Source organism: Carboxylicivirga marina (assembly GCF_016612505.1).
Taxonomy (GTDB): domain Bacteria; phylum Bacteroidota; class Bacteroidia; order Bacteroidales; family Marinilabiliaceae; genus Carboxylicivirga; species Carboxylicivirga marina.
On the sequence record NZ_JAENRR010000013.1, the window covers coordinates 68,362 to 90,356 of the forward strand.

The 21,995-nt window shown below is 38.8% G+C and carries 20 protein-coding genes; 8 read left to right on the forward strand and 12 right to left on the reverse strand.

Annotation, left to right across the window (positions count from 1 at the left end; translation table 11 throughout):
* Position 1: 1 nt before the first annotated feature.
* Entirely contained in the window at positions 2-1,027 is a 1,026-nt protein-coding gene (locus JIV24_RS07525; protein WP_200464416.1) for a response regulator, read from the reverse strand.
* A 95-nt stretch (positions 1,028-1,122) separates the two neighbouring features.
* On the opposite strand from JIV24_RS07525, the gene JIV24_RS07530 reads away from it, so the two are divergent.
* From JIV24_RS07530 to JIV24_RS07555, 6 genes are all read left to right on the forward strand, one after another.
* Entirely contained in the window at positions 1,123-1,857 is a 735-nt protein-coding gene (locus tag JIV24_RS07530; protein ID WP_200464417.1) for a type III pantothenate kinase, read from the forward strand.
* Positions 1,841-3,184, forward strand: a complete 1,344-nt coding sequence (locus tag JIV24_RS07535; protein ID WP_200464418.1) for a hypothetical protein — start codon at positions 1,841-1,843, stop codon at positions 3,182-3,184. Before JIV24_RS07530 ends, JIV24_RS07535 begins: the two co-directional genes overlap by 17 nt.
* 24 nt (positions 3,185-3,208) lie before the next feature.
* Positions 3,209-4,567, forward strand: a complete 1,359-nt coding sequence (locus tag JIV24_RS07540; protein WP_234445746.1) for a tetratricopeptide repeat protein — start codon at positions 3,209-3,211, stop codon at positions 4,565-4,567.
* Positions 4,568-4,571: 4 nt separating this feature from the next.
* Positions 4,572-5,150, forward strand: coding sequence for an LPS export ABC transporter periplasmic protein LptC (gene lptC, locus JIV24_RS07545; RefSeq protein ID WP_200464419.1), 579 nt, complete (start codon positions 4,572-4,574; stop codon positions 5,148-5,150).
* Positions 5,151-5,204: 54 nt separating this feature from the next.
* Entirely contained in the window at positions 5,205-6,467 is a 1,263-nt protein-coding gene (locus JIV24_RS07550; protein ID WP_200464420.1) for a hemolysin family protein, read from the forward strand.
* Positions 6,468-6,583: 116 nt separating this feature from the next.
* Positions 6,584-8,647 (forward strand): peptidylprolyl isomerase, encoded by a 2,064-nt coding sequence (locus JIV24_RS07555; protein ID WP_200464421.1) that lies wholly within the window; start codon positions 6,584-6,586, stop codon positions 8,645-8,647.
* Between the two features lie 49 nt (positions 8,648-8,696).
* On the opposite strand, the gene cobA is transcribed toward JIV24_RS07555, so the two are convergent.
* The 11 genes from cobA to JIV24_RS07610 all read right to left on the reverse strand — a co-directional run bounded on the left by cobA (position 8,697) and on the right by JIV24_RS07610 (position 20,017).
* The gene (gene cobA, locus JIV24_RS07560) at positions 8,697-10,415 is read right to left on the reverse strand and encodes a uroporphyrinogen-III C-methyltransferase (RefSeq protein ID WP_200464422.1); all 1,719 of its coding nucleotides are present in this window, start codon (positions 10,413-10,415) and stop codon (positions 8,697-8,699) included.
* 27 nt (positions 10,416-10,442) lie between these two features.
* A complete protein-coding gene (locus JIV24_RS07565; RefSeq protein ID WP_200464423.1) occupies positions 10,443-10,946 on the reverse strand; it encodes a precorrin-2 dehydrogenase/sirohydrochlorin ferrochelatase family protein in 504 nt (167 codons plus the stop codon).
* A 59-nt stretch (positions 10,947-11,005) separates the two neighbouring features.
* Positions 11,006-11,233 (reverse strand): DUF2061 domain-containing protein, encoded by a 228-nt coding sequence (locus tag JIV24_RS07570; RefSeq protein ID WP_200464424.1) that lies wholly within the window; start codon positions 11,231-11,233, stop codon positions 11,006-11,008.
* Position 11,234: 1 nt separating this feature from the next.
* Positions 11,235-12,959, reverse strand: a complete 1,725-nt coding sequence (locus tag JIV24_RS07575) for an NADPH-dependent assimilatory sulfite reductase hemoprotein subunit (protein ID WP_200464425.1) — start codon at positions 12,957-12,959, stop codon at positions 11,235-11,237.
* Between the two features lie 21 nt (positions 12,960-12,980).
* On the reverse strand, positions 12,981-14,768 hold the full coding sequence (locus tag JIV24_RS07580; protein WP_200464426.1) for a diflavin oxidoreductase: 1,788 nt from the start codon (positions 14,766-14,768) through the stop codon (positions 12,981-12,983).
* A 290-nt stretch (positions 14,769-15,058) separates the two neighbouring features.
* Entirely contained in the window at positions 15,059-15,982 is a 924-nt protein-coding gene (gene cysK, locus JIV24_RS07585) for a cysteine synthase A (RefSeq protein WP_200464427.1), read from the reverse strand.
* An 11-nt stretch (positions 15,983-15,993) separates the two neighbouring features.
* The gene (locus tag JIV24_RS07590) at positions 15,994-16,413 is read right to left on the reverse strand and encodes an RrF2 family transcriptional regulator (RefSeq protein ID WP_200464428.1); all 420 of its coding nucleotides are present in this window, start codon (positions 16,411-16,413) and stop codon (positions 15,994-15,996) included.
* A gap of 210 nt (positions 16,414-16,623) precedes the next feature.
* The gene (locus JIV24_RS07595) at positions 16,624-17,790 is read right to left on the reverse strand and encodes a BamA/TamA family outer membrane protein (RefSeq protein ID WP_200464429.1); all 1,167 of its coding nucleotides are present in this window, start codon (positions 17,788-17,790) and stop codon (positions 16,624-16,626) included.
* Positions 17,791-17,794: 4 nt separating this feature from the next.
* Positions 17,795-19,036: an aminotransferase class V-fold PLP-dependent enzyme gene (locus JIV24_RS07600; protein ID WP_200464430.1), complete on the reverse strand. Its 1,242-nt coding sequence runs from the start codon at positions 19,034-19,036 to the stop codon at positions 17,795-17,797.
* A 58-nt stretch (positions 19,037-19,094) separates the two neighbouring features.
* A complete protein-coding gene (locus tag JIV24_RS07605; protein WP_200464431.1) occupies positions 19,095-19,514 on the reverse strand; it encodes a c-type cytochrome in 420 nt (139 codons plus the stop codon).
* A gap of 29 nt (positions 19,515-19,543) precedes the next feature.
* Positions 19,544-20,017 carry a DUF302 domain-containing protein gene (locus JIV24_RS07610; protein ID WP_200464432.1) on the reverse strand — a complete coding sequence of 158 codons (474 nt, stop codon included), beginning with the start codon at positions 20,015-20,017 and terminating at the stop codon, positions 19,544-19,546.
* A 140-nt stretch (positions 20,018-20,157) separates the two neighbouring features.
* On the opposite strand from JIV24_RS07610, the gene JIV24_RS07615 reads away from it, so the two are divergent.
* Positions 20,158-20,706: an IS1096 element passenger TnpR family protein gene (locus JIV24_RS07615; RefSeq protein ID WP_200464433.1), complete on the forward strand. Its 549-nt coding sequence runs from the start codon at positions 20,158-20,160 to the stop codon at positions 20,704-20,706.
* 7 nt (positions 20,707-20,713) lie between these two features.
* A complete protein-coding gene (gene miaA, locus JIV24_RS07620; protein WP_200464434.1) occupies positions 20,714-21,619 on the forward strand; it encodes a tRNA (adenosine(37)-N6)-dimethylallyltransferase MiaA in 906 nt (301 codons plus the stop codon).
* The last annotated feature ends 376 nt before the right edge of the window (positions 21,620-21,995 follow it).

The window sequence follows — 21,995 nt, forward strand, 5'->3', positions numbered from 1 at the left end:
TTTACTGTTGAAAATACACAATTTCATATACCTTATTAGCGGCATCATAAATTTCGTGCGCTTGAAATACCATTGCTTCGCCTTTATTCTCAAAGGTGAGGGTTTTGCTGCTATCTCCAAATTGGAAAAAATCGGATAATTGATTAATGCGTTTACCCTTTAAGTCCATACCATCGAACAACGGATGTGACGCAACAGCTTTCACCTTCATACGTGAATCTACAATGATATAAGGCCGCTCACAGTCAGATAAAAATTTCAGAAGTAAGGCATTTCGTTTTTGCACATATACCTCTTTACTTCTGTCAAGTATGGTAACTTGTAAGGATTTCTTTTTATTAAAAATAATGGATGACCCGGAAATTTGAGCGTAAAACGATTGCCCATGAACATCCGTCATGGCAATATCAATCGAATCAAAGCCCTGTCCTTTTTCTGAGAATCCATTTAATATGTTTGTTACAGTTTCTTTATCATCCTGACCCACAAAATTCAAATATGGAGAAAGCAACACATCTTCCATGTAGTGTGTCTTATAAAGATCTAATGCCAGGTTATTTAAATACATCACACGCCCATCTTGCAAAATCATCAATGGCATAGACGCTTCACTTATAAACTGACGATAACCGCGCTCGCGCTCTCGCTGCTCTTGATCTACTTTGTGTTTATAGTAAGCTAAGTCGATGGCAATACCCAACTCCTTCTTATTGACAGGCTTCACCAGGAAACCATAAGAGTTAGAAACAATTGCACGCTTAATAACCTGACTGCTTGTATCTGATGACACATAAATAACCGGTATATCTAACTCCCGTCGCAGCTGTTCAGCCGTTTGTATACCATCCATCTCACCTTCAAGATGAATATCCATTAGCACCACATCGGGTCTTAAGCGATGACTCAAATCCACAGCATCACCTCCATCGGCGCATTTACCAACCATCTCATGCCCTAAATCGCGCAGAAACATTGTAAATATCGCCGAGATAAACTTATCATCTTCAACAACAAGGACTTTTCGCATAAAAACACCTGGGTTATCAAAACAAGTGCAATAACTTATGTATCTTTGCACCTCTTTTGAGGTAAAACGAATTAACGGTTTAGTTACTTTTAAGTGTGAATTTAGTTATTGACAGAGGAAATACACAGGTGAAGTTTGGGATTTTTGACCAGCGTCAAATTATCCACTCCGACTATTCGGATTTTCTTGATAAACAAACAGTCAAAAGCATCAATACACAGTTCAATATCTCTAAAGTGATAATATCAACTGTAGTAAGTGAGCGGCATGATGAGTTGTTGGGTAATTTATCAGACATTGACACTACACCAATTATTCTAAACGCAAACACACCACTGCCTTTTGAATGGCAGTATGAAACAAAAAGCACCATTGGTTTAGACAGACTGGCAGCTGTAGCTGGTGCCATTAGCCTATATCCAAACACTAATCTTCTGGTTATCGATGCCGGCACAGCAATTACATATGAACTTATTAACCAAAGTAATGTATTTCTCGGTGGCAATATTTCACCAGGCATGAGTATGCGCTACAAAGCGCTTAACCACTTTACAAGTAAGCTTCCATTATTAAATCAAGATCCTAATCAGAAACTTATTGGCCAATCAACGGATGAAGCCATTCGGGCGGGCGTACAAAATGGTATCAAATACGAAATAGATGGATTAATTGATGAATTAAATGCGCAATACAAACAGTTAAAAACAATTATAACAGGCGGTGATGCAGATTTTTTTGCGAGGAAATTAAAAAATCCCATCTTTGTACATCCTAATTTAGTACTTATTGGACTTAACAGAATTCTAGAATACAATGCACAATATATATAAGGTTGCTGTAACTCTCTTTTTAGTAGTGATAATTGGTATTTCTACTACTGCTCAAAACAGAACATATTCACCATATTCGAGATATGGAATTGGAGAAATACAGGATGGTGGATTTGGGCGTAATGCGGCAATGGGTAATACCGGAATCGCGTTAAGCAGCTCATACAATTTAAATAATATCAACCCCGCGTCATACTTCAGCATGGACTCTATATCTTTCTTCTTCGAAGGAGGAGTTTCTGGTTTTGATCAGAAATTAGAGACTGAAACGTCAACAGCACGCTTTTCGGATATGAATTTCTCTTATTTTGCAATCGGTTATCCGGTTTCAAAGTGGGGATTTATGTCAATAGGTGTTAAACCTGAATCAATTGTGGGGTATCAGTTTTATGACGATAACGAATCAGAAAGCATTCCTACTACAAATACAAACTATACAAGCTCAAATTATCAGGGCAGTGGTAATACCACCAAAGCATATGTTGGTTTAGCATTAAGCCCGGTAAAAAACCTATCATTGGGAGCTCACTTTTCCTATGTATTCGGAAAGGTATCGCATTATTCTATCGCTCGATTCCCAAATGATCCTTCAGCCTTTAATTTAGGTACTTCTGAAGAAATATCGATTAATGATGTTTATATGGACTTTGGCGTGCAATACCGTTTGTACCTCAAAGAAAGACACAATATTGTATTGGGGGCCATTTACAGTCCCAAAACAGGCATGAGTGGTAAAGCCAAACAATTAGTGGCGGCTGGCACAGCTTTTAGCCAGGATGGAGTTACAATCATTAACGCTGACACCTTGAGTTTTAATGAAGATAAATTTGATGGTAATGCATTGGAATTACCAGCAAAGTACGGCTTTGGCGTAGCCTATAATATTGATGACTTATTGACCATTACAGCTGATTACTCAATTGCTAAATGGAGCGAATCAAAATTTCCAAGCCTATCAACCTCTACAAATGACCCAAATGCATTTACCATTGGTGATGAACAAACGGTTGCATTTGGAGTAGAGTATATACCAAATTACAGAAGCGCAAACTTCTACCCTAGTCGTATCAAGTACCGCCTAGGTACTTCTTACAAGCAAGAGTATTTGATAACGCCAGCATCAGCCGGTGGCGATCATTTGAAAGACTTTGGCATAACTTTTGGAATGGGATTACCATTAAAAAGAAGTAAAACGTCTTTCAACCTTGCATTAGAATGGGGACAACGAGGTAGCACCGACAATAGTTTAATTAAAGAAAACTATATGCGCTTTACGATGAACCTTACACTTCACGAGTACTGGTTCATGAAACGAAAATTTGATTAAAACTAATACAAAAACCAGAATACCATGCCAATGAAAATTGCTACATTACTAATTGCAGGACTTTTGTTCACAGGTTCTGTGTTTGCTCAAAAAGGAGTAGAAGATGGGTCGAAGTACGGCCATGGAGAAGATAGTTTAAGATGCTTGGAAAATCTTTCACTTTACTACGAGTATTACAAACAAAAGAATTATGCCGAAGCTTATCCAAAATGGGAAATCGCATTCAACGAATGTCCGGCTTCCAATAAAAACTTATACTCTCACGGTGAAAGAATTGTAGAGTCTCTTTATAAAAAAGAAAAAGATGCTGCTAAAAAAGCCGAATACTACAAAACATTAATGCTTGTTTACGATCAACGTGCCAAGTATTTTGGGAATGACAAAAGATACCCTACAGCTTATATCATGGGTAAAAAAGCCATCACCATGTTACGCTACAATCGTAACAATCCTGATGTAATCAAAGAAGTTCAGCCATTGTTAGAAGATGGTTACAAAGTATTGGGTGTAAAAACTCAGCCTCCTGCATTACTTACATATATGGCTAATAGTACTGCCATGTATAAGATGAATGAGTTATCGGGCGAAAAGCTAGTTGAAATTTACACCAATGTAACAACGACGCTTAACAAGCAGAAGGAAATGACGAAGGAGGCTAACAAGCCTAAAATTCAGGAAGTGATTAACAACGTTGAGAAATTCTTCGCGCAAAGTGGAGCTGCTAACTGTGAGACTTTAGCTGAGATTTTTGGCCCTCAATTAGCTGATCACACCGATGACCTTGCGTGGTTAAAGCGTGTAAATCGCTTATTAACAAAAGGAGACTGTGGTGAGTCTGAATTATTTTATCAGTCATCAGAGTACTTGCATAAAATTGAACCAGCAGCATCTTCTGCATATGGTATTGCTCTTATGTACATGAAAAGAGGTGACACTAACAAATCTGTTGAGTTTTTAAATGAAGCCATTACATTGGAAGAAGATGCTTCTTTTAAGGCTAAATACCACAACACACTTGGTCTTATTTACATGTCACAAAAGAAATATAGCCAAACACGTGCTGAAGCACGCAAAGCAATTGCTTTACGTGGCGACTGGGGTGCTCCTTATATTTTAATTGGTAAATCTTATGCAGCAACAGCTTCTAGTTACGGTTCTACTGAATTTGAACACAAAACTGTTTATTGGGCTGCCGTTGACCAATTTAAAAAAGCAAAATCTGTTGATGCAGAAGCATTAGCTGAAGCTAACGAGAACATTCTTTTGTATTCACAATACTTTCCTAATACCGAGGAGATTTTCTTCCAGGGATTAAAGATTGGTGATGCGTATAAGATTGCAGGATGGATCAACACAAGTACAACAGTAAGAGCTAAAAAATAAAGCTTTGATACCTTTATTTAGAAATACAATCAAAACAATATATACAGCAAGCGGTCTTGTACTGCTTGCTGTTTGTTTTTTAGTAACGGGCTGTCAATCCAATAAACCAGAAGAGATAGCCGCCATTACCAACCGCGAAGAAGTACCATCTATCATTTATGAAGAGTTTGAATCGGCCTTAACTGACTCTGGCCGGATCACACACCGTTTTATCACACCTAAACTCTTACGCTACGATAGAAAAAAAGAACCATACATGGATTTTCCGAATGGACTTCATGTAATTATGTACCTTCCTAATGGTGAAATCGATGCTCAGATCAAATGCCGAAATGCCATCAATTATGAGAAAAAAGGCCTGTGGGAACTAAATATTGATGTAGAGGCTATTAACCAAAAAGGAGAAGTATTAAATACCGAACAACTCTTTTGGGACACAAAAGAGAAACGTATTTATTCCGATAAGTTCGTAACCATTACGCAGGAAAACAGTGTATACACCGGAACTGGTTTTGAGGCTGACGAAAACATGGAAAACTGGCACATTACGAATTTGCAAGGCGATCTAGAATTTGAAGAGTAAATCACTTTTAACAACTTTTTCCTATCTTTCCTTTTTATTAGGTCTCACTCAGGCATGAATGAATACGTAATTATTTCGCTTACTTTATTGATGTCAGCCTTTTTTTCGGGCTGCGAAATGGCGTTCTTTAGCTCTAATAAACTACTTCTGGAGCTCAATAAAAAGAAACACCCCTTTCCGGCTAAAATAATTGATCGATTTGTATGTAACCCTGGCATCTTTTTGTCAACAATATTAATTGGCAATAATGTAGCACTGGTTATTTACGGTCTGCATATGGGCCAACTTATCGAACCTTTAATTACGCAATATTTTGAATCGAATATTGCGCTACTATTGATACAAACAGTCTTCTCAACCATCATAATACTCATCACGGCTGAGTTCCTGCCCAAAACCTTATTTCGCATCCACCCAACCTTTATTCTCAATATTTTTGCGATACCACTGTTAAGCTTTTACTTTTTATTTTATCCCTTTAGCAGGCTTACAATGGGTGTTTCAGATTATATTATTAATAAAATACTGAAGGCCAAAACAATGCCAGAGCAGGCCAACTGGATGTTAAGCAAAGTTGATTTGGATAACCTTTTAACAGAGCATCACGAAAAAAGTGATAAAGATGACGAAGGGGCCAATGAAATAAAACTGTTGAAAAATGCCCTCGATTTCTCAAAACTGAAAATACGCGAATGCATTATTCCACGTACCGAACTTCAGGTGATTGAAGTAAATGACGAATTAGAACCATTGCGCCGGCAATTTATGGAAACCGGCTTATCTAAAATTCTTGTTTACAAAGATAGCATCGACAACATTATTGGCTATGTACATGTATCGTCGCTCTTTAAACACCCAAAGAAACTACGAAATATTGTTAGCCCAATCTCCATCATTCCTGAGGCAATGACTGCGAATAAAGTACTGGAACTTTTTACAAAAGAACACAAAAGTATTGCCTTGGTTGTTGATGAATTTGGAGGAACTGCCGGAATTGTAACGCTAGAAGATATTTTAGAAGAAATTTTTGGTGAGATTAATGACGAACACGACATACTAGAGCATATAGAGGAGCAGGTTAGTAATCATGAATATCGTTTTTCGGCCCGATTAGAAATTGATTACCTCAATGAGAAGTACCCGATAAACCTTCCTCAATCTGATGATTACGAAACAATTGCAGGACTAATCCTATTTCATAATCAATCGATTCCACAGATAAATGACATCATTACCATCGACCAATTTACCTTTGAAATATTAGAAGCCAGCAATGCACGTATTGAACTGGTAAAAGTGCGTTACAAAGACAATTAAGGGAACAATAAAAACTTTCTGGCAGCAAAGATGAAAGCACCTTATCGTGTGTCCCATTTTTTTGTATATTCGTAACCTGATTTTTAAATCTACATAATTTTATAAGTAATAACAGAATGGCAACATTAGAGAGAATTAGAAATAAATCTGGATTACTCATTATCGTGATTGCGATCGGACTTCTTGCCTTTTTATTAGGCGACTTGATGAGTTCGGGAGACTCCATTTTTAGAAGACGTAACATGCAGATTGCTGAGATCAATGGAACATCAGTATCGTATCCTGAATACCAAAGTTATGTAACTGAGTTAGAAGATTATTACAAATTAAACTCAAGTTCATCAGCATTGGATGAAAATACTTCATATCAAATTCGTGAGCAGGCCTGGAACCAAATGGTACAGGACTTCATCATGGAAGAGAAATATGAAGATCTTGGTATTGCCGTTACAGCCGATGAGATTTATGAAATGGCCACTGGTAAAAATGTGCATCCACAGATTCGCCAGATGTTCACCAATCCTCAAACGGGCATGTTTGACAAGGCACAAGTTATCAACTTCCTTCAGCAAAAGAATTTAGATCCTAACGCAAACTTCTACTGGTTATTCCTTGAGAAGCAGATCAAAAAAGAGCGTTTATTCACAAAATATCGTGAGTTGATTAAAAAAGGAATGTTTGTAACAACTGCTCAGGCTGAAGCTGAAGCAAATGCAAAACAAAACAAGGTGGACTTTGACTTTGTAGTTAAGCGCTACTCAGCGGTTCCTGATTCAACAGTTTCGGTATCGGATAGCGAAGTAAAAGACTACTACAACGCTCACAAAGAAAATTATAAGCAAGAAGCGACACGCGACGTTGTTTATGTAGCATTTGACGTTAAACCTTCTGAAGAAGACCGTCAGATGGCTGAAGAATGGATTGAGAAATCGAAAGCCGAATTCGAAAACCCTGAGACTGATGCGGTTCAGTATGTGAACATGAACTCTGAGTCAAACTACATTGACCGTAATCTTAAATTTGAGCAACTAGGCCCAACATTACAGGGATTTGTTCAAGGTGCTTCAGTTGATGAAGTTTATGGACCTTATTTAGAAAATGAGACATTCAAATTATCTCGTATTGTTGCTATCAAGCAAATGCCTGATTCGGTTAAAGCACGCCACATTTTAGTTAACGATCCTGTTTTAGCAGATAGCTTATTAGCTTTAGTTAAAGGCGGTGCTGACTTCGCAAAAGTTGCGCGTGATAACTCAAGCGATCAAGGTTCGGCCATTAACGGTGGTGACTTAGGTTGGTTTGCCGAAGGAACAATGGTGAAGCCTTTTAACGATGCTTGTTTCGAAGGTAATAAAGGTGATATCGTAAAAGTTGAATCTCAATTTGGTATTCACATCATCAATGTACAAGACAAGGGTAAGCCAGTAACTAAATACAACATTGCTACTTTAGAGCGCAATATTACTTTCAGTACTAAAACAAATCAGCAGGTTTATGCGCAAGCAGCTAAGTTTGCGTCACTAAACAATACAGTTGACAAGTTTGATGAAGCGATTACTGCCGATAATTTGGTTAAGCGTTATGGAAGAAGCATAAAAACTAATGACAGAACAGTTAACAACCTGGAGCACTCACGTGAGATGGTACGTTGGGCATTTGAAGCTGAAATGAATGATATGTCTGACATCTTCGAATTTGGTGATGCATACATTATCGCTTTCTTAACAGGTGCTAAAGAAGAAGGTTACCAATCGGTAGCTGCTGTGAAAGGTTCAATCGAAAGAAAACTGCTTAACGATAAAAAAGCTGAAGTACTTACTGCCGAGCTTAACAGCAAAAAGCAAGGTAACGACATTGCAGCTTTAGCAACTGGTATTGACAGTGAAGTTATGACAGCTAGTCAGATTGATTTTGGTGCATTCCAAGTTCCTGGTGCTGGTGTTGAACCTGCATTAGTTGCCTTAGCAACCGGTTCTAAAGCTGGCGAATTAAGTGCTCCTGTAGCAGGAAACAACGGTGTATATGTTGTTAAAGTTAACAATGTAACAGCTAACACAACTGATGTTGCAGCTGAGCTAGCTCAACTTAAGCAAAGCAATGGCTTTAAAGTAGATTATCAAGCAACTGAAGCGATTCGAAGTAAGGCTGAAGTAACTGATGAAAGAAGCAAATTCTTCTAAAAACAGAAGCGTCAAAAATATAAAAGCGGAGCCTATTGCTCCGCTTTTTCTATGTGTCAAACTCAGATAGGTTCTCGGTACTTAAGACAACAACAGGCATTTCACTTTTACTGATATACTTTTCTAATACCATTTTAGTATAAACTCCTCTTACCTTAACCTGTATTCCTTTCGGCAAACAATTGTGAAGCTGAAAGAAATGACGAACAGCTTTAGGGGAAGAAAATACAATACCGGTGAAATCGTCGAGGTTATGCCGAACAGCATTATCTGGTAAGACTGAATCATACAACTTAAATTCATATGGGCGATTGCCCATTTGCCTCAAAGCATCGGGCAAAATGCTCAAACCATCCGATGAGCAAGGCAGTAAAATATCTTCATCTACAATCTGTTCATTCTTTAAGCAGTCAACCAGGCCATTTATTGAGTTAGTTGCCGACGAAGCAGGAATTAACAGGCCATATTGCTTTAAAGCTTTTGAAGTCGACTCTCCAATTGAATCTATTTCAACATCACTAAGTATTCTGGCATCTAGTTCACACTCAAACAGCGCATTAAAAAATTCATGAACGGCATGTGGGGTTACAAAAACAATCCGATTAAAAGCCCTGATGTTTTTTACCAGTTCAACTTGACTTCTTTCCAATGGTATCTTTTGAATTTTAACCATCGGGTTATGCACAACTTCTCCTTCTTCCTTAAAGTAACTTAAGTCACTGCCTGTATACAACCATCTTTGAGGGCGCCCTGCCACATATTGCTTAACAGTTTGGCCCACAATTATCAAGGCAGGTGCCGGCAATACTTCATGACTATTCACTAATTCAGCAAGGGTATATCTTAAACATTTTTGATTTTTCAACGAAGCATTTTGAACGCAAGCTACTGGTGTTTGAGGTGCCCATCCTTCTTGCATCAAGCGATTAGCCCAATTGCGCTGCTGTGAAGCACCCATATAAAACACAAGTGTATCTGCTTTTGGTAGTTTATTATAAACAGCATCGTGCCCCAGTGTAAAAGCAACTGATGCACTCACCCCTCTTGAAGTAAGTGGGATAACTGCTTCTGCCGCGGCAGCCAATGCTGATGTTACACCAGGCACTATACACACATCAACAAATCGCTGACTTAAATAGTGATACTCTTCGGCACCACGACCAAAAACAAGTGGATCACCACCTTTTAGGCGCAGCACCTTCTTTCCGTTTAAAGCTGACTTATATAAGCGTTCATTTATCTCTTGTTGCTTAGCACTATGCTTGCCTTTTCGCTTACCAACATATACCAACTCAGCATTATATGACTTTAAATACGTATCATCTAATAAATCATCGTAATAGACAACATCTGCTTCTTCAATCAAACGTTGTGCTCTAATAGTCAATAAATCTGGGGAGCCGGGTCCAAAACCAACAATATACACGCGCCCATATTGTTTACGAATATCAAATTGTAAATCATCTATTTTTTGGATGACCTGATTATTAACGGCTATCAATGCTAATGGATTTGATGTATCATTCTGATTATCTAGTAATGCTACAACATTTAACTCATTGGCATTAATATACTGAACTTCGCTTACAGGGATAAGCACCAAATCGACAGCCTGCATTAATAATTCAATGAGCTGTCCTGTGGTCAGCTTCGTAGCATTTTTCTGATACGACCAGGTAAAATCCGTATGTACTGGCAAGGCCTTTTCGATGGTTTGATACAAACCATTAAAGTCATTTACAAATGTTCGAATATGTATTTTCATCATATTTGGTCATTGTGGTTAATGAAAGAATTACTCCGTCTTATTAAGAAACTCTTGTCGATATACTTCTTTTGTTTCTAGCTGAAATAGCGTGCCGGCATTAGCCATCTCTCGAATTTGATTACGCCACTTAATGGCGGCGTACACGTTCTCACCATTGGAACTAACAGCCACTGTCATATTCCCTTGCCTGAAAATAGCCGGTGAAACAAAATCACAATGCTGCGGCTTATCGACAACATTCACAATACAACGAAAACGCTTCCCATCCCGGCGAATTTCTTCATTTAAATCTTTATTATTTGTAGCAGCATAAACCAGGAGATGACCTTCTAAATCACTGGGTTCATACTGTTTTTGTTCAACCTCAACAAAACTACGATCAAGTAATTCAGGTACTACATTAGTAGCTATTACTTTAATTTTATGAGTAAACCGCTCTAAAGACTCAACCTTGTGCACAGCCAAATGACCTCCACCAATAATGAGAATGGTTTCATCTTCAATATTAATACTGATGGGTAGAAAGTTCATAATCCTAATTCTTTATGATAATCTGAATTCTGAAATTTAAATCGAATTCGGGTTAATAATTAAATCTGATAATCTGGTTCAACTTTCTCTTTACCAATTTTCACCTTATTCCAGATACGTTCGTGCAGGTAGTAAAGTAATAGCTTGGTAAACACCTCAACCAAACTAATGGATGCTGCTATACCAACACGGCCTGTCACTAAATAGGAAACCAGAAAAGTATCGATGGTACCAGTTACACGCCACGAAATGGTCTTGATAACACTTCGATATCGTTTATCTTTCATACTAGCCTTTTTTAATGATGGAAACACTTTGGGCAGGTTCTACTATTTCCTTTCGAATGAGAAAATCTCCAAACCGCTCTTTTGCTTGTCGCTCTTTTGAATACTGTTGCAGCAAAGGCTCTAAACAACCTAGAATCTCCTCTTCTGACAACATTTCTTTATAAAGTGTATTTAATCTGTCACCAGAGAAACCAGCACCTAAATACAAGTTATACTTTCCTGGAGCACGCCCCACCAATCCAATTTCTCCTAAGAATGGTCGTCCACATCCGTTTGGACAACCGGTCATCCGAATTAAAAAATCATCTGTGCTTAAATTATTTTTGGCAAGAATTAACTCAATCTTTGAGACTAAATCAGGCAAGTAGCGCTCAGCCTCGGCAAAGGCCATTGTACATGTATTGAGTGCCACGCAAGCAATGGCATGCTTTCTGAGGCCAGAAATTTTCTGATACTCACCAGCATAATATCGACTCAATATCTCTTGAATTTTGCGCTTATCGGCAGTTGCTACCTTACCTAACACCAAACCCTGATTCCCTGTTAAGCGAAAATCACATACTTTTAACTCCGCCACTTCCCGAAGTGCTTGTTTAAGTTTCAGTTCATCTGTGTCCTTCACTCGCCCATGTTCAATGAACAATCCCAGGAACCACAGACCGTTGGCGGCTTTCTTCCAACCAAATACATCACCATTAGATGTGAATTTATAATCTTTGGCAGGCTCCAAATCAAATCCTAATCGAAACTCCAAGAGCTTAATAAAGGACTCGCTACCAATGCGATCAAGTGTATATTTCAAACGAGCCTGCTTACGGTTATTCCGATTACCAAAATCACGTTGTATTTTAACAATTTCCTCAATAACACTTAAAGCCTTTTCTTTTCTAACAAACCCAATAACATCAGCCAAACGAGGATATGTTTCAGGCATGCCATAGGTTTTTCCCATACCTCCACCAACGGCAAAATTGTATCCAATCAACTTACTATTCTCAACAATGGCAATCAGCCCAATGTCATTAGCGAAAACATCGGTATCATTATAAGGCGGAACGGCAATGGCAATTTTGAACTTCCGTGGTAAATATGTTTTTCCATAAATAGGCTCTTCATCCTGCTGCTCTTCTGTTATCAGCTTTTTATTCAGCCATATTTCATGGTAGGCCGTGGTTTTTGGTAATAAATGTTCACTTATTGTATTGGCAAAATCAGCCAACTCGCCAACAACCAGTGACAAGCCTTCATTGGAAGTACTCATCACATTTCGGTTTACATCGCCACATGCTGCAATACTATCGAGTAAAGCATCATTTATTCCCTTCATGGTTTGTCGCAAATTCTTTTTAACAACCCCATGCAATTGAAATGCCTGACGCGTTGTTAATTTTAATGTGTTATTCCCGTAGGAATTGGCCAGATTATCCATAGCAATCCACTGCTCAGTACTGGCAATACCAGCTGGTACACGCGCCCTAATCATAAAACTGTATAGGGGCTCTAACTTACTTTGCTTTCGCTCATCATCTAAATCGCGATCGCTTTGCTGATAACTGCCATGAAACTTTATAAGCTGGGTATCGTCGGCAGCAATAGCACCGGTAAGTTCATCATTTAAACTCTCTTCGATACTCCCCCGTAAATAGTTACTTTTTAGCTTAATCGTTTCCACCTCAGATGGTGTCCAGCTTTCTGGCTGAGGCAGATTATTTTGATCTTTATTCATAATTTGTTGCTTTCTGTTTGGTTAATAAACATCCTCTTGATAACGACCTGTTTTGCGATACTTTAAAAGCTGTTTCTCAGCTTGCTCTGAACTTAAGCCTCCTTGTTGAACCAGTATCTCAACAAAAGCTTTCTGTACATCTTTGGCCATTTTTTTTCGATCACCACATACATATACCGTAGCGCCATCTTTGAGCCATTGATAAATGTCATCGGCCTTTTCTAAAAGACGATGTTGCACATATATTTTTTCATCCTGATCTCGTGAAAAAGCTACATCCATTCTTGTGATTTCGTTTTTGCTTCGATATTTCAACCACTCACTCTGGTATAAGAAATCAGTTTCGAAATGCTGATCACCAAAAAACAACCAGTTTCTGCCTGTGCCATTATTTGCTACCCGTTCCTGAATAAATGAACGATAAGGAGCAATGCCGGTACCTGCGCCTATTAACAGGATATCCTTTTTATCAGACGGAAGTCTAAAACCTTCATTTGGCTTGATTTTAACAGCAACCTTATCACCTATAGCCACCCTATCAATTAGGAATGTGGAACAAACACCCTGGTGTTGACGACTATTTTTAAAATAACGAACTGCTCCTATCGTTAAGTGAACCTCATCACCAACTTCGGCTTGTGAAGAAGCAATAGAATAGGCCCTAGGTGGCAATGAGCGTAAAGTATCAGCCAAATTCTGCGGACTAAGGTTAAATGCAAATTCGCTTAATACATCAAGCAAATCACTGCCTTCAAGAAAATTAGCCAGTTCATCGCGATTATCGAGTAAACGATTTAAATCGGGCTCATCCACAAAAGCAGACAGATTTGTTAAAACCGGCATGGTCACAAGCGTTATTTCTTTGTGATGCAACAGCAAGTCCTTTACCGACACTTTCTGTTCTTTATAATTCACCAACTCATCGCCTACAAAACTTAGATGCTTGATAATTGCAGTGACCAATAATTCATCATTGACAGCATATACTTCGATGGAATCACCAGGCTGATAGCTAAAACCTGAACCTTCAATATCTAATTCGACATGATACGTTTCTTTATTTGAACCACGACCATTTAACAATACCTTTTCCACCAACTCAGCCCTGAATATCTCCTTTGAAGCAAGCACCTCAGCATTGACACGTGGTGCTTTATCAACATGACTGCTTCCCATGCCCTGAAAGATCTCATTAATGATGCGGTCAATATGCTCTTTGAAATCAACATCTAATAGGTAGGGCTCCAAAACTGGTTTTGCCCCATGCGTTTGCAAGCGTTCATGAAAATCGAGTCCTGTCTGGCAAAATAACTTATAGGAACTATCGCCTAATGCAATTATGGCATAATTTAAATGTGACAAATCACCAGCTCGTTTACTCCCGAGAAAACGAAATAATTCCTCCGCTTCAGCAGGTGGTTCTCCTTCACCGTGAGTAGACACAATAAAAAGAATATTGTCTTCACTCTTTAATTGCCGGGCTTTGTAATCAGACATGTTAATCAGTTCCACCTTCTGATTATTAGATTTGGCTAAAGCCTGTATTTTTTTAGCAATACCCTTTCCGTTTCCGGAATGAGAACCAACCAACACTTTTAAGGTTTGTACCTTGGAAGAGCCATTTAAGCCGACTTCAGCATTAGCTATCTCTTTGGGCGTATCAGCTGCTATTTTTAGGGCATTTAACCCTGCACCTGACAGGTAACCTCCTAACCAAATTAATTGTTCTTTGCTTAGCTTTTGCACCAGTTGATTCGCTTCACCCAATAGCACTTCTGACAATACTTCAGTATTATTAAGATGTGACATTTTACATCGTATTTAAAAGTAACACAACACCTTGTAGCTTATCTACTACAATGAAAATTTTTAAAAAGAGTGTTAAACCAGATGAACATCCGGTTGTAATACCAATATAACATTGGCACATGAAGTTAGTTAAGCCCAACAGGGCATTCGTAATATTGAGCGAAGAAAAGTAGATTTTAAAGACAACATCGCAGACTTTTTAGGGTGTTAGTGACTAGTTCGAAAAGCGGCCTGAAACCACCTTTCGACATCATCAATTCAATAAAATATCTAAGTAAAAAGTATGTACCTTAATCGATATTAAAGCTACTTAGGTAACGCTCACCAGTATCCGGTAAAACAACTACAACGCGCTTCCCTTTATTCTCAGAACGTTTAGCCACCTCAATGGCTGCATACAATGCTGCGCCCGATGAATAACCACACAATATACCTTCTTGTTTAGCGGCCTTATGAGCTGTTTCAATGGCTGCTTCATTGGATACCTTTACCACTTCATCAAAGACATCTGTATTCAGAACCCCAGGTACAAACCCTGCACCAATACCCTGTATTTTGTGAGGTCCTGGCTGTCCTCCAGATAAAACAGGTGATGCTTCCGGTTCAACAGCCACAATCTTAACATCAGGTTTTCTTTCCTTAAGAACCTCACCAACACCTGTAATTGTTCCACCGGTTCCGATACCTGCAACAAAAATATCAACCTCACCATTGGTATCATCCCAAATTTCTTCTGCTGTAGTGCAACGATGGATAGCCGGATTAGCAGCATTATTGAACTGTTGTGGCACAAATGACTTTGGCAGTTCACTGGCGATATTTTCGGCTTTTTCAATGGCTCCTTTCATCCCCTTTTCGGCTGGTGTCAGCACCAATTCAGCACCAAATTTAACCAACAACTTGCGACGCTCAATACTCATACTCTCAGGCATTGTCAATATGAGTCGATAACCTTTTACAGCGGCCACAAAAGCCAGGCCTACTCCTGTATTTCCACTGGTTGGTTCAACAATAACGGTTTCTGCATCTAACAATCCTTTTTGCTCGGCATCACTGATCATTGAATAGGCAATTCGATCTTTTACCGAACTGGCTGGGTTAAAAAATTCCAATTTAGCAACAACTTCAGCCTGAGCCCCATTGGTTAAACGGTTGACTTTTACTAAAGGCGTTTTACCGATTAGTTCCGTTACATTTTGTGCAATCTTACTCATGGTTTTATGGTTTATATGTAATACATTATTCTTTCATTCTCTTCTGAATAGTAGTTTTGAAGCTTTTCAAGGGTGACTCTTCTTAATAAGCGCCCATAATCGTTGCGTACACTGACTAAAAAACGACCAACAGCTTTTTCAGTATTATTACCCTCAGCTATAATCTCCTTGTCTAGTTTTTCATCCAACACCGTCACTACTTCAAACAAGCTTATCTCCTTTAATGGCTTAGCTAAGCTGTAGCCACCACCGGCTCCTCTTCTAACATTTACAATCTCCTTTTTACGAAGCGCCACTGCAATAGCCTCAAGAAACTTAACTGATAAACTTTCCCGCTCAGCAATTTCAGCCACACCTAAATGACTTCCTTCAGCCACACCTGACAAAGCCAATAAAAATCGTAAACCGTAATGAACCTTCTTTGGAAACATATCCTACTATTTTACTTTAATTGTTAGCAAATATCAATCAGTTAAATAACATGTCCAAAGAATAAAATACTTTTTAATCCTATATTTATTATATGATTTAACCATAAATACTGATAACCAGCCACCTATGCTGACAAATATTTTTCAGCAAACACCTAGTATTCCTACTATTATTATAGCCTTAATAGAATTGATTTAGTGGGAAAAAGTTTAAAAAGCTTCGCGGATAGTAAAATAAACACCATTGTCGCCATGATTAGAGATACCGAAGTCTATTCTGAAATTCAGACCTTCATCGGGTAGTACTTTAAAGCGAACACCGGCACCTGACACCACATGCAGATTACTAAATGGTGATTGAAAGAACTCTGGCGATACCTTTCCTGTTCCGGCAAAAACAACGCCTCCCAGACGCCACCAAATATGTTTACGCCATTCGGCCTGTGCAAACCACGAATGCTTATCCATGTAACGATATGGATGGGCAATACCACGCAACATACGCTTACCCCCTATGGACGATAATTTATAAAAAGGCACATCACCCGTTGTAGCGTTAATGACTGTTTGAAAGCCAAGGATTGACTCTTCTCCTTTTAATGAAATAAACTTACGAACATCTATACTGGAACTTGTAAAACGGTAGTCACTGCCAATAAAATTATCATAGGCAGCTGCTGAGAATATAACAAACCACCCACGGGAAGGATACAGAAGATCATTTCGACTATCAAATGCGAGCCCCGGACCAATACCATTGGCCCATCCTCCTTCATAACCCAATACATCGGGGTTGAGTAATTCGCCTTCAACATTTGAAAACTCATCATAGTTAAAATCCAGTCGCAAACCAACAAACCAACTCTCATTTAACCCCTTGAGAATATCACTCTTAAACGCAAATCGATTAATATCAAATTGCGAAAATGGAGGTTCTTTTTGCTGATTACCAATCCCATAGAACTCATCGGGCAAAAACAGATACTGAAATTTTGAGATAAACATCCATCTTTTAGAAGTAAAGGCCAGTGCATCAAATTCCACCTCATACATGCCTTTTGTTGAAAACTTAAGAGATGGCGCAAAAGTCGTTGGTCGGTAAAACTCACATTCTTCTGCATTTCGTGGCTTAATACGCCACACTGGCATCACACCAATTTCAAAACCTGTACGAGGAGAATAACCAGCCATAGGGTAAAAGGATAAAGTGCTGCGTCCTTTTTCAAAGGTGACCATATCAATCAAACCTTCCACCATACCTGCCGCCTGCTCAACAAAGCCATTATCAAGAGTATCCTGCTTCTCCACCTCCTGAGCCCGCATAGTGATACTTGTCAATAACAGTACGCAAACCCCTAGTCCTAAAATCTTCTGCATATGATTAAAATTGCAATGCCTGCTCAAAATCAGAAATTAAATCCTCTACTTCTTCAATGCCAACTGATAGTCGCATCATTGTTTCACGCACCCCCATATCTTTCTTTTCTGCATCTGAGAATTCAGCATAGATAGTCGACTCAGGATGAATTACAAGGGTTTTATTATCATTCAAATTCGTAGCCTTACGCATGACTTTTATTCGATTATAAAAGCGATAACAAGCTTCCTTAGATTCTAAATCAAATGTCATAACAGCGCCTGGCTTACCCGAAAACTGTTTCTCTGATAAAACAAAACCCTTCTTCCCTTCCACACCAGGATAATTGTAGTCAGCAATCCGGTCGTGCTTTTCAAAATACCTAGCAAGCTTCTTGCAGTTATCTGCACAACGCTCAATACGCAAGGGCATAATATCCAGACCCAGGTTCATAAAATGAGCCGTATGAGCTGTCATGGTTCCACCCAGATGTCTGAATATTTCCTTACGGATACGTGCCATTAACGCATCCTTACCAAATTTAGGAGCCCACTCTTCCAGCGCCGGCAATTTTGAATAATCAAAACTTCCATTATCAAGCACAACTCCGCCAAAAGCAGCAGCACCGCCTGATATAAACTTGGTGGTAGACATCACCTCTACATCAACACCAAACTTTTTTGAATCAAATACATAAGGTGGGGTAATGGTACTATCACACACAATGGCCACGCCCTTTGACTTGGCCAACTGACTCAACTGCGTTAAATCAACGACTTCTAATTGAGGATTGGTGATGGTCTCGAAGAAATAAACGCGCGTTTTATCATCCGTCGCTGCCTCCACAGATTTAACATCCAACATATCTACAAAACGCACCTCAAGCCCCAGAGATGGTAATGTTTGTTTGAGCAATGCGTACGAATGGCCAAAAAGTTGATTTGAAGTCACGATATTACCGCCCTGCTCTACCATACTTAAGAGTACATTTGATATGGCGGCCATACCCGAAGCCAATGCAATTGCCGAATAAGCACCTGTCACAGACAATAGCTTCTTCTCAAAATATTCAACTGTTGGATTGGATGTACGTGAATAAGCATGTGCAAACTTCTTTCCAGCGAAGGTTTCTGCAATATCTTCGGCATTATCAAATTCATATGCCACACCATCGTAAACTGGCATATGCAAAGCATTATAGGCATCTTCTTTTGGAAAATCAGTATGTAAGGAGCGGGTGATAAAACCCTTTTTATTGCTATCCATTTTGGTTTCAATTCACAATTTAGACCGGTAAAAATAAATATTTATTACTCAACACCTACTATCGCAATGCTTTTACCTCAGCTGCAGATATCTCCTCACCCGAATTACCAAAACCCGATCGTAAGTAATTTAAAACTGCTGCAATATCTTTATCAGGCAGATTTTTATAACTGGCCATTACTCCATTATATATTTCACCATTTACCTCAATTTCACCACTCATACCTTCTAGCATAATCTTAATCAAAGGCGCCTTATCTCCTGAAATGACTTTATTGTTGGCCAATGGTGGGTACATTTTAGGTATACCACCTGCATTGCCCTGATGACACGCTAAGCAGTGGCGCTTATAAATAATTTTACCGGGATGATCGGCTTGCACAGTTGACTTCTTCACTTCTTCCACTTGCTTCGTTTTTGGCGAACCGCAAGCTACGAGCCCTACTAAGATGGCAATTAAAACAATTCCTTTATACATTCTTAAATTCTTAATAATAATAATAATACTTACTGAACTACTGAACTAATAATCTCCTCACTCTCCTGACCGGCTACTCCCATAGCTTCTTTAATCACACCACCAAGCAATCCGCCCATCTTAATACTATTCATGCGGGCTACATACACCTTACCATCACTTTTTTCGTAAACCGAAATACGACAAGGCATCATGGTTGATGCAATTCGCTCATCATCTTTTGATAGAATCATTTGAGCAATATCCGGTTTACAAACTTCCATCACTTTCACCTTTTTCACATCATACGAGAACTTTTTCATGGTTGCTTGCAAATCATGAACATGAGGCGTTTTCCAGCCTAAATCATCGATCGACAACTGTAATTTATCGATTGTTTCTTCAAATCCATAGCGACTAACACTCTCGACTAACATCATTTTTGATGCTTGACTTCTTACAAAAACAACGGTGACAACTGCACCAATTACTAGGCCTATTAATAAAAAAATAATGCGTTCCATATTAACATTTTTAGGGATTACAACTTACTAACAAATCTATATTTGTCAATGTTTAAACCTTTTGAATAACATTACGTATTACTTGCGTGTTATTTTTCATACTTTTGCAGATCTGACCCGAGCAACCAAAAACAGGCGCAATGATTATTTATTTACGTATTCTCTCCCATGAGGCTGAAGAATTTGTCAAAGAATTGGCAATTGATGATACGCTCACATTTGCAGATCTCCATAATTATATCCAAGAGGTATTAAGTTATGATGCCACCCAAATGGCCTCTTTTTTCACAACCGACAGTGAGTGGAATAAAGAGATGGAAATCACCTTGTTTGACATGGCAGATAGCGGGTCAAATCTACTAAAAACCATGCAAGACACCCTTTTGTCTGACTTTTTGTACGAGACAGGGCAACGACTCTTATACGTCTTTGATTTCTTTTCCGAACGAGCCTTTTTCATGGAGGTGATTCAAATAGCAAAAGGAAAACTTGAAAAGCCTAATTGCTATCGAAATGAGGGCAAGGCACCTGAACAAATTATGATTGGTGATCTAAGCGGAGACATCAAAAAAGAAAGGTTCGATGATTTTGAAGATGAATTCGACGGTTCACTTGATTCAATGAAATTTAATGAATTGGATGATTTAGATCGCGACGTTAACTTTGACGACATAGCCGATCAATATTAAAAACAGAATGAATCATACACTTATTGTTCTAATCGGACCAACGGGGATAGGTAAAACTGAATTGTGCCTATTTCTGGCTCAACACTATAATACCGATATAATTTCTTCAGATAGCCGGCAGATCTTTAAAGAATTAAAGATTGGAACGGCAGCCCCTACCCCAGATCAGCTATCGAGGGTCCAGCACCATATGGTTGCCACCCATTCGGTTAACGATTATTACAACGCTTACGAATTTGAACAAGACGTACTAAAACTTTTAGAGGATAAACTCTTCAAAGAACACAAGCAGGTGCTTATGACAGGTGGCTCTATGATGTATGTTGATGCTGTATGCAAAGGCATCGATGAGCTACCAACCATTGATCCGGAGCTACGCCAGCATGTTATGGACATGCACCACAAGGAAGGCCTGGAAGCCGTGAGGCGTCAGCTTAAAATGCTCGATCCTGAGTTTTACGATCAGGTGGATTTAAAAAACCATAAACGTGTGATGCACGCTGTTGAAGTGTGCTTAATGACAGGTAAACCCTATAGTTCACTTCGTAAAAACGCCGCTAAAAAACGCCCCTTCAACATAGTGAAGGTGGGTCTTGACATGGATCGCGAAACCTTGTATCAGCGCATTAATCAACGGGTAGATATAATGGTGAAAGAAGGCCTATTTGAAGAAGCCAAAGCTTTTTATCATCTGAAAGACACCAATGCATTAAACACAGTAGGCTACAAAGAAATATTTGCCCATTGGGATGGTGAGTACGATGCCGACACCGCCATTGAACTCATCAAACGTAATTCGCGTCGCTACGCCAAAAGGCAACTATCGTGGTTCAGGCGCGATAAAGAAATTAATTGGTTTCATCCGTCGCAAACCGATGAAATCATTAAATTTGTAAATAATCAATTAGATTAATTTTAACCCACCGGGTCAGTAGCAAATCCTTGCTCGCGGTTTACAAACTTAATGGCCCGGTGTTTTTATATTCCATGGCTCCTACTCATCAATTCAATATTCGCGTATACGGCCTGCTCATCAACCAACAACAAGAGGCATTTACCTGAGTTCGATTTAAATTTTAAAACTCAGATTGCAATAAAAAGCTGATATACAAGGAATAATTTTAGAAGAATAGTAAACTATTGTGATAAAATTTGACGCTGTAGAACAGTTTTTATTCAAAGCGTAGCAATTCCACTTACCAACAGCAATTTTCTTCGTGTAATCGACTCAAAACAGCCCGCTATTCTTTCGCCAATCCACACTTGAAACTCACTATTAGTAAGCGTTC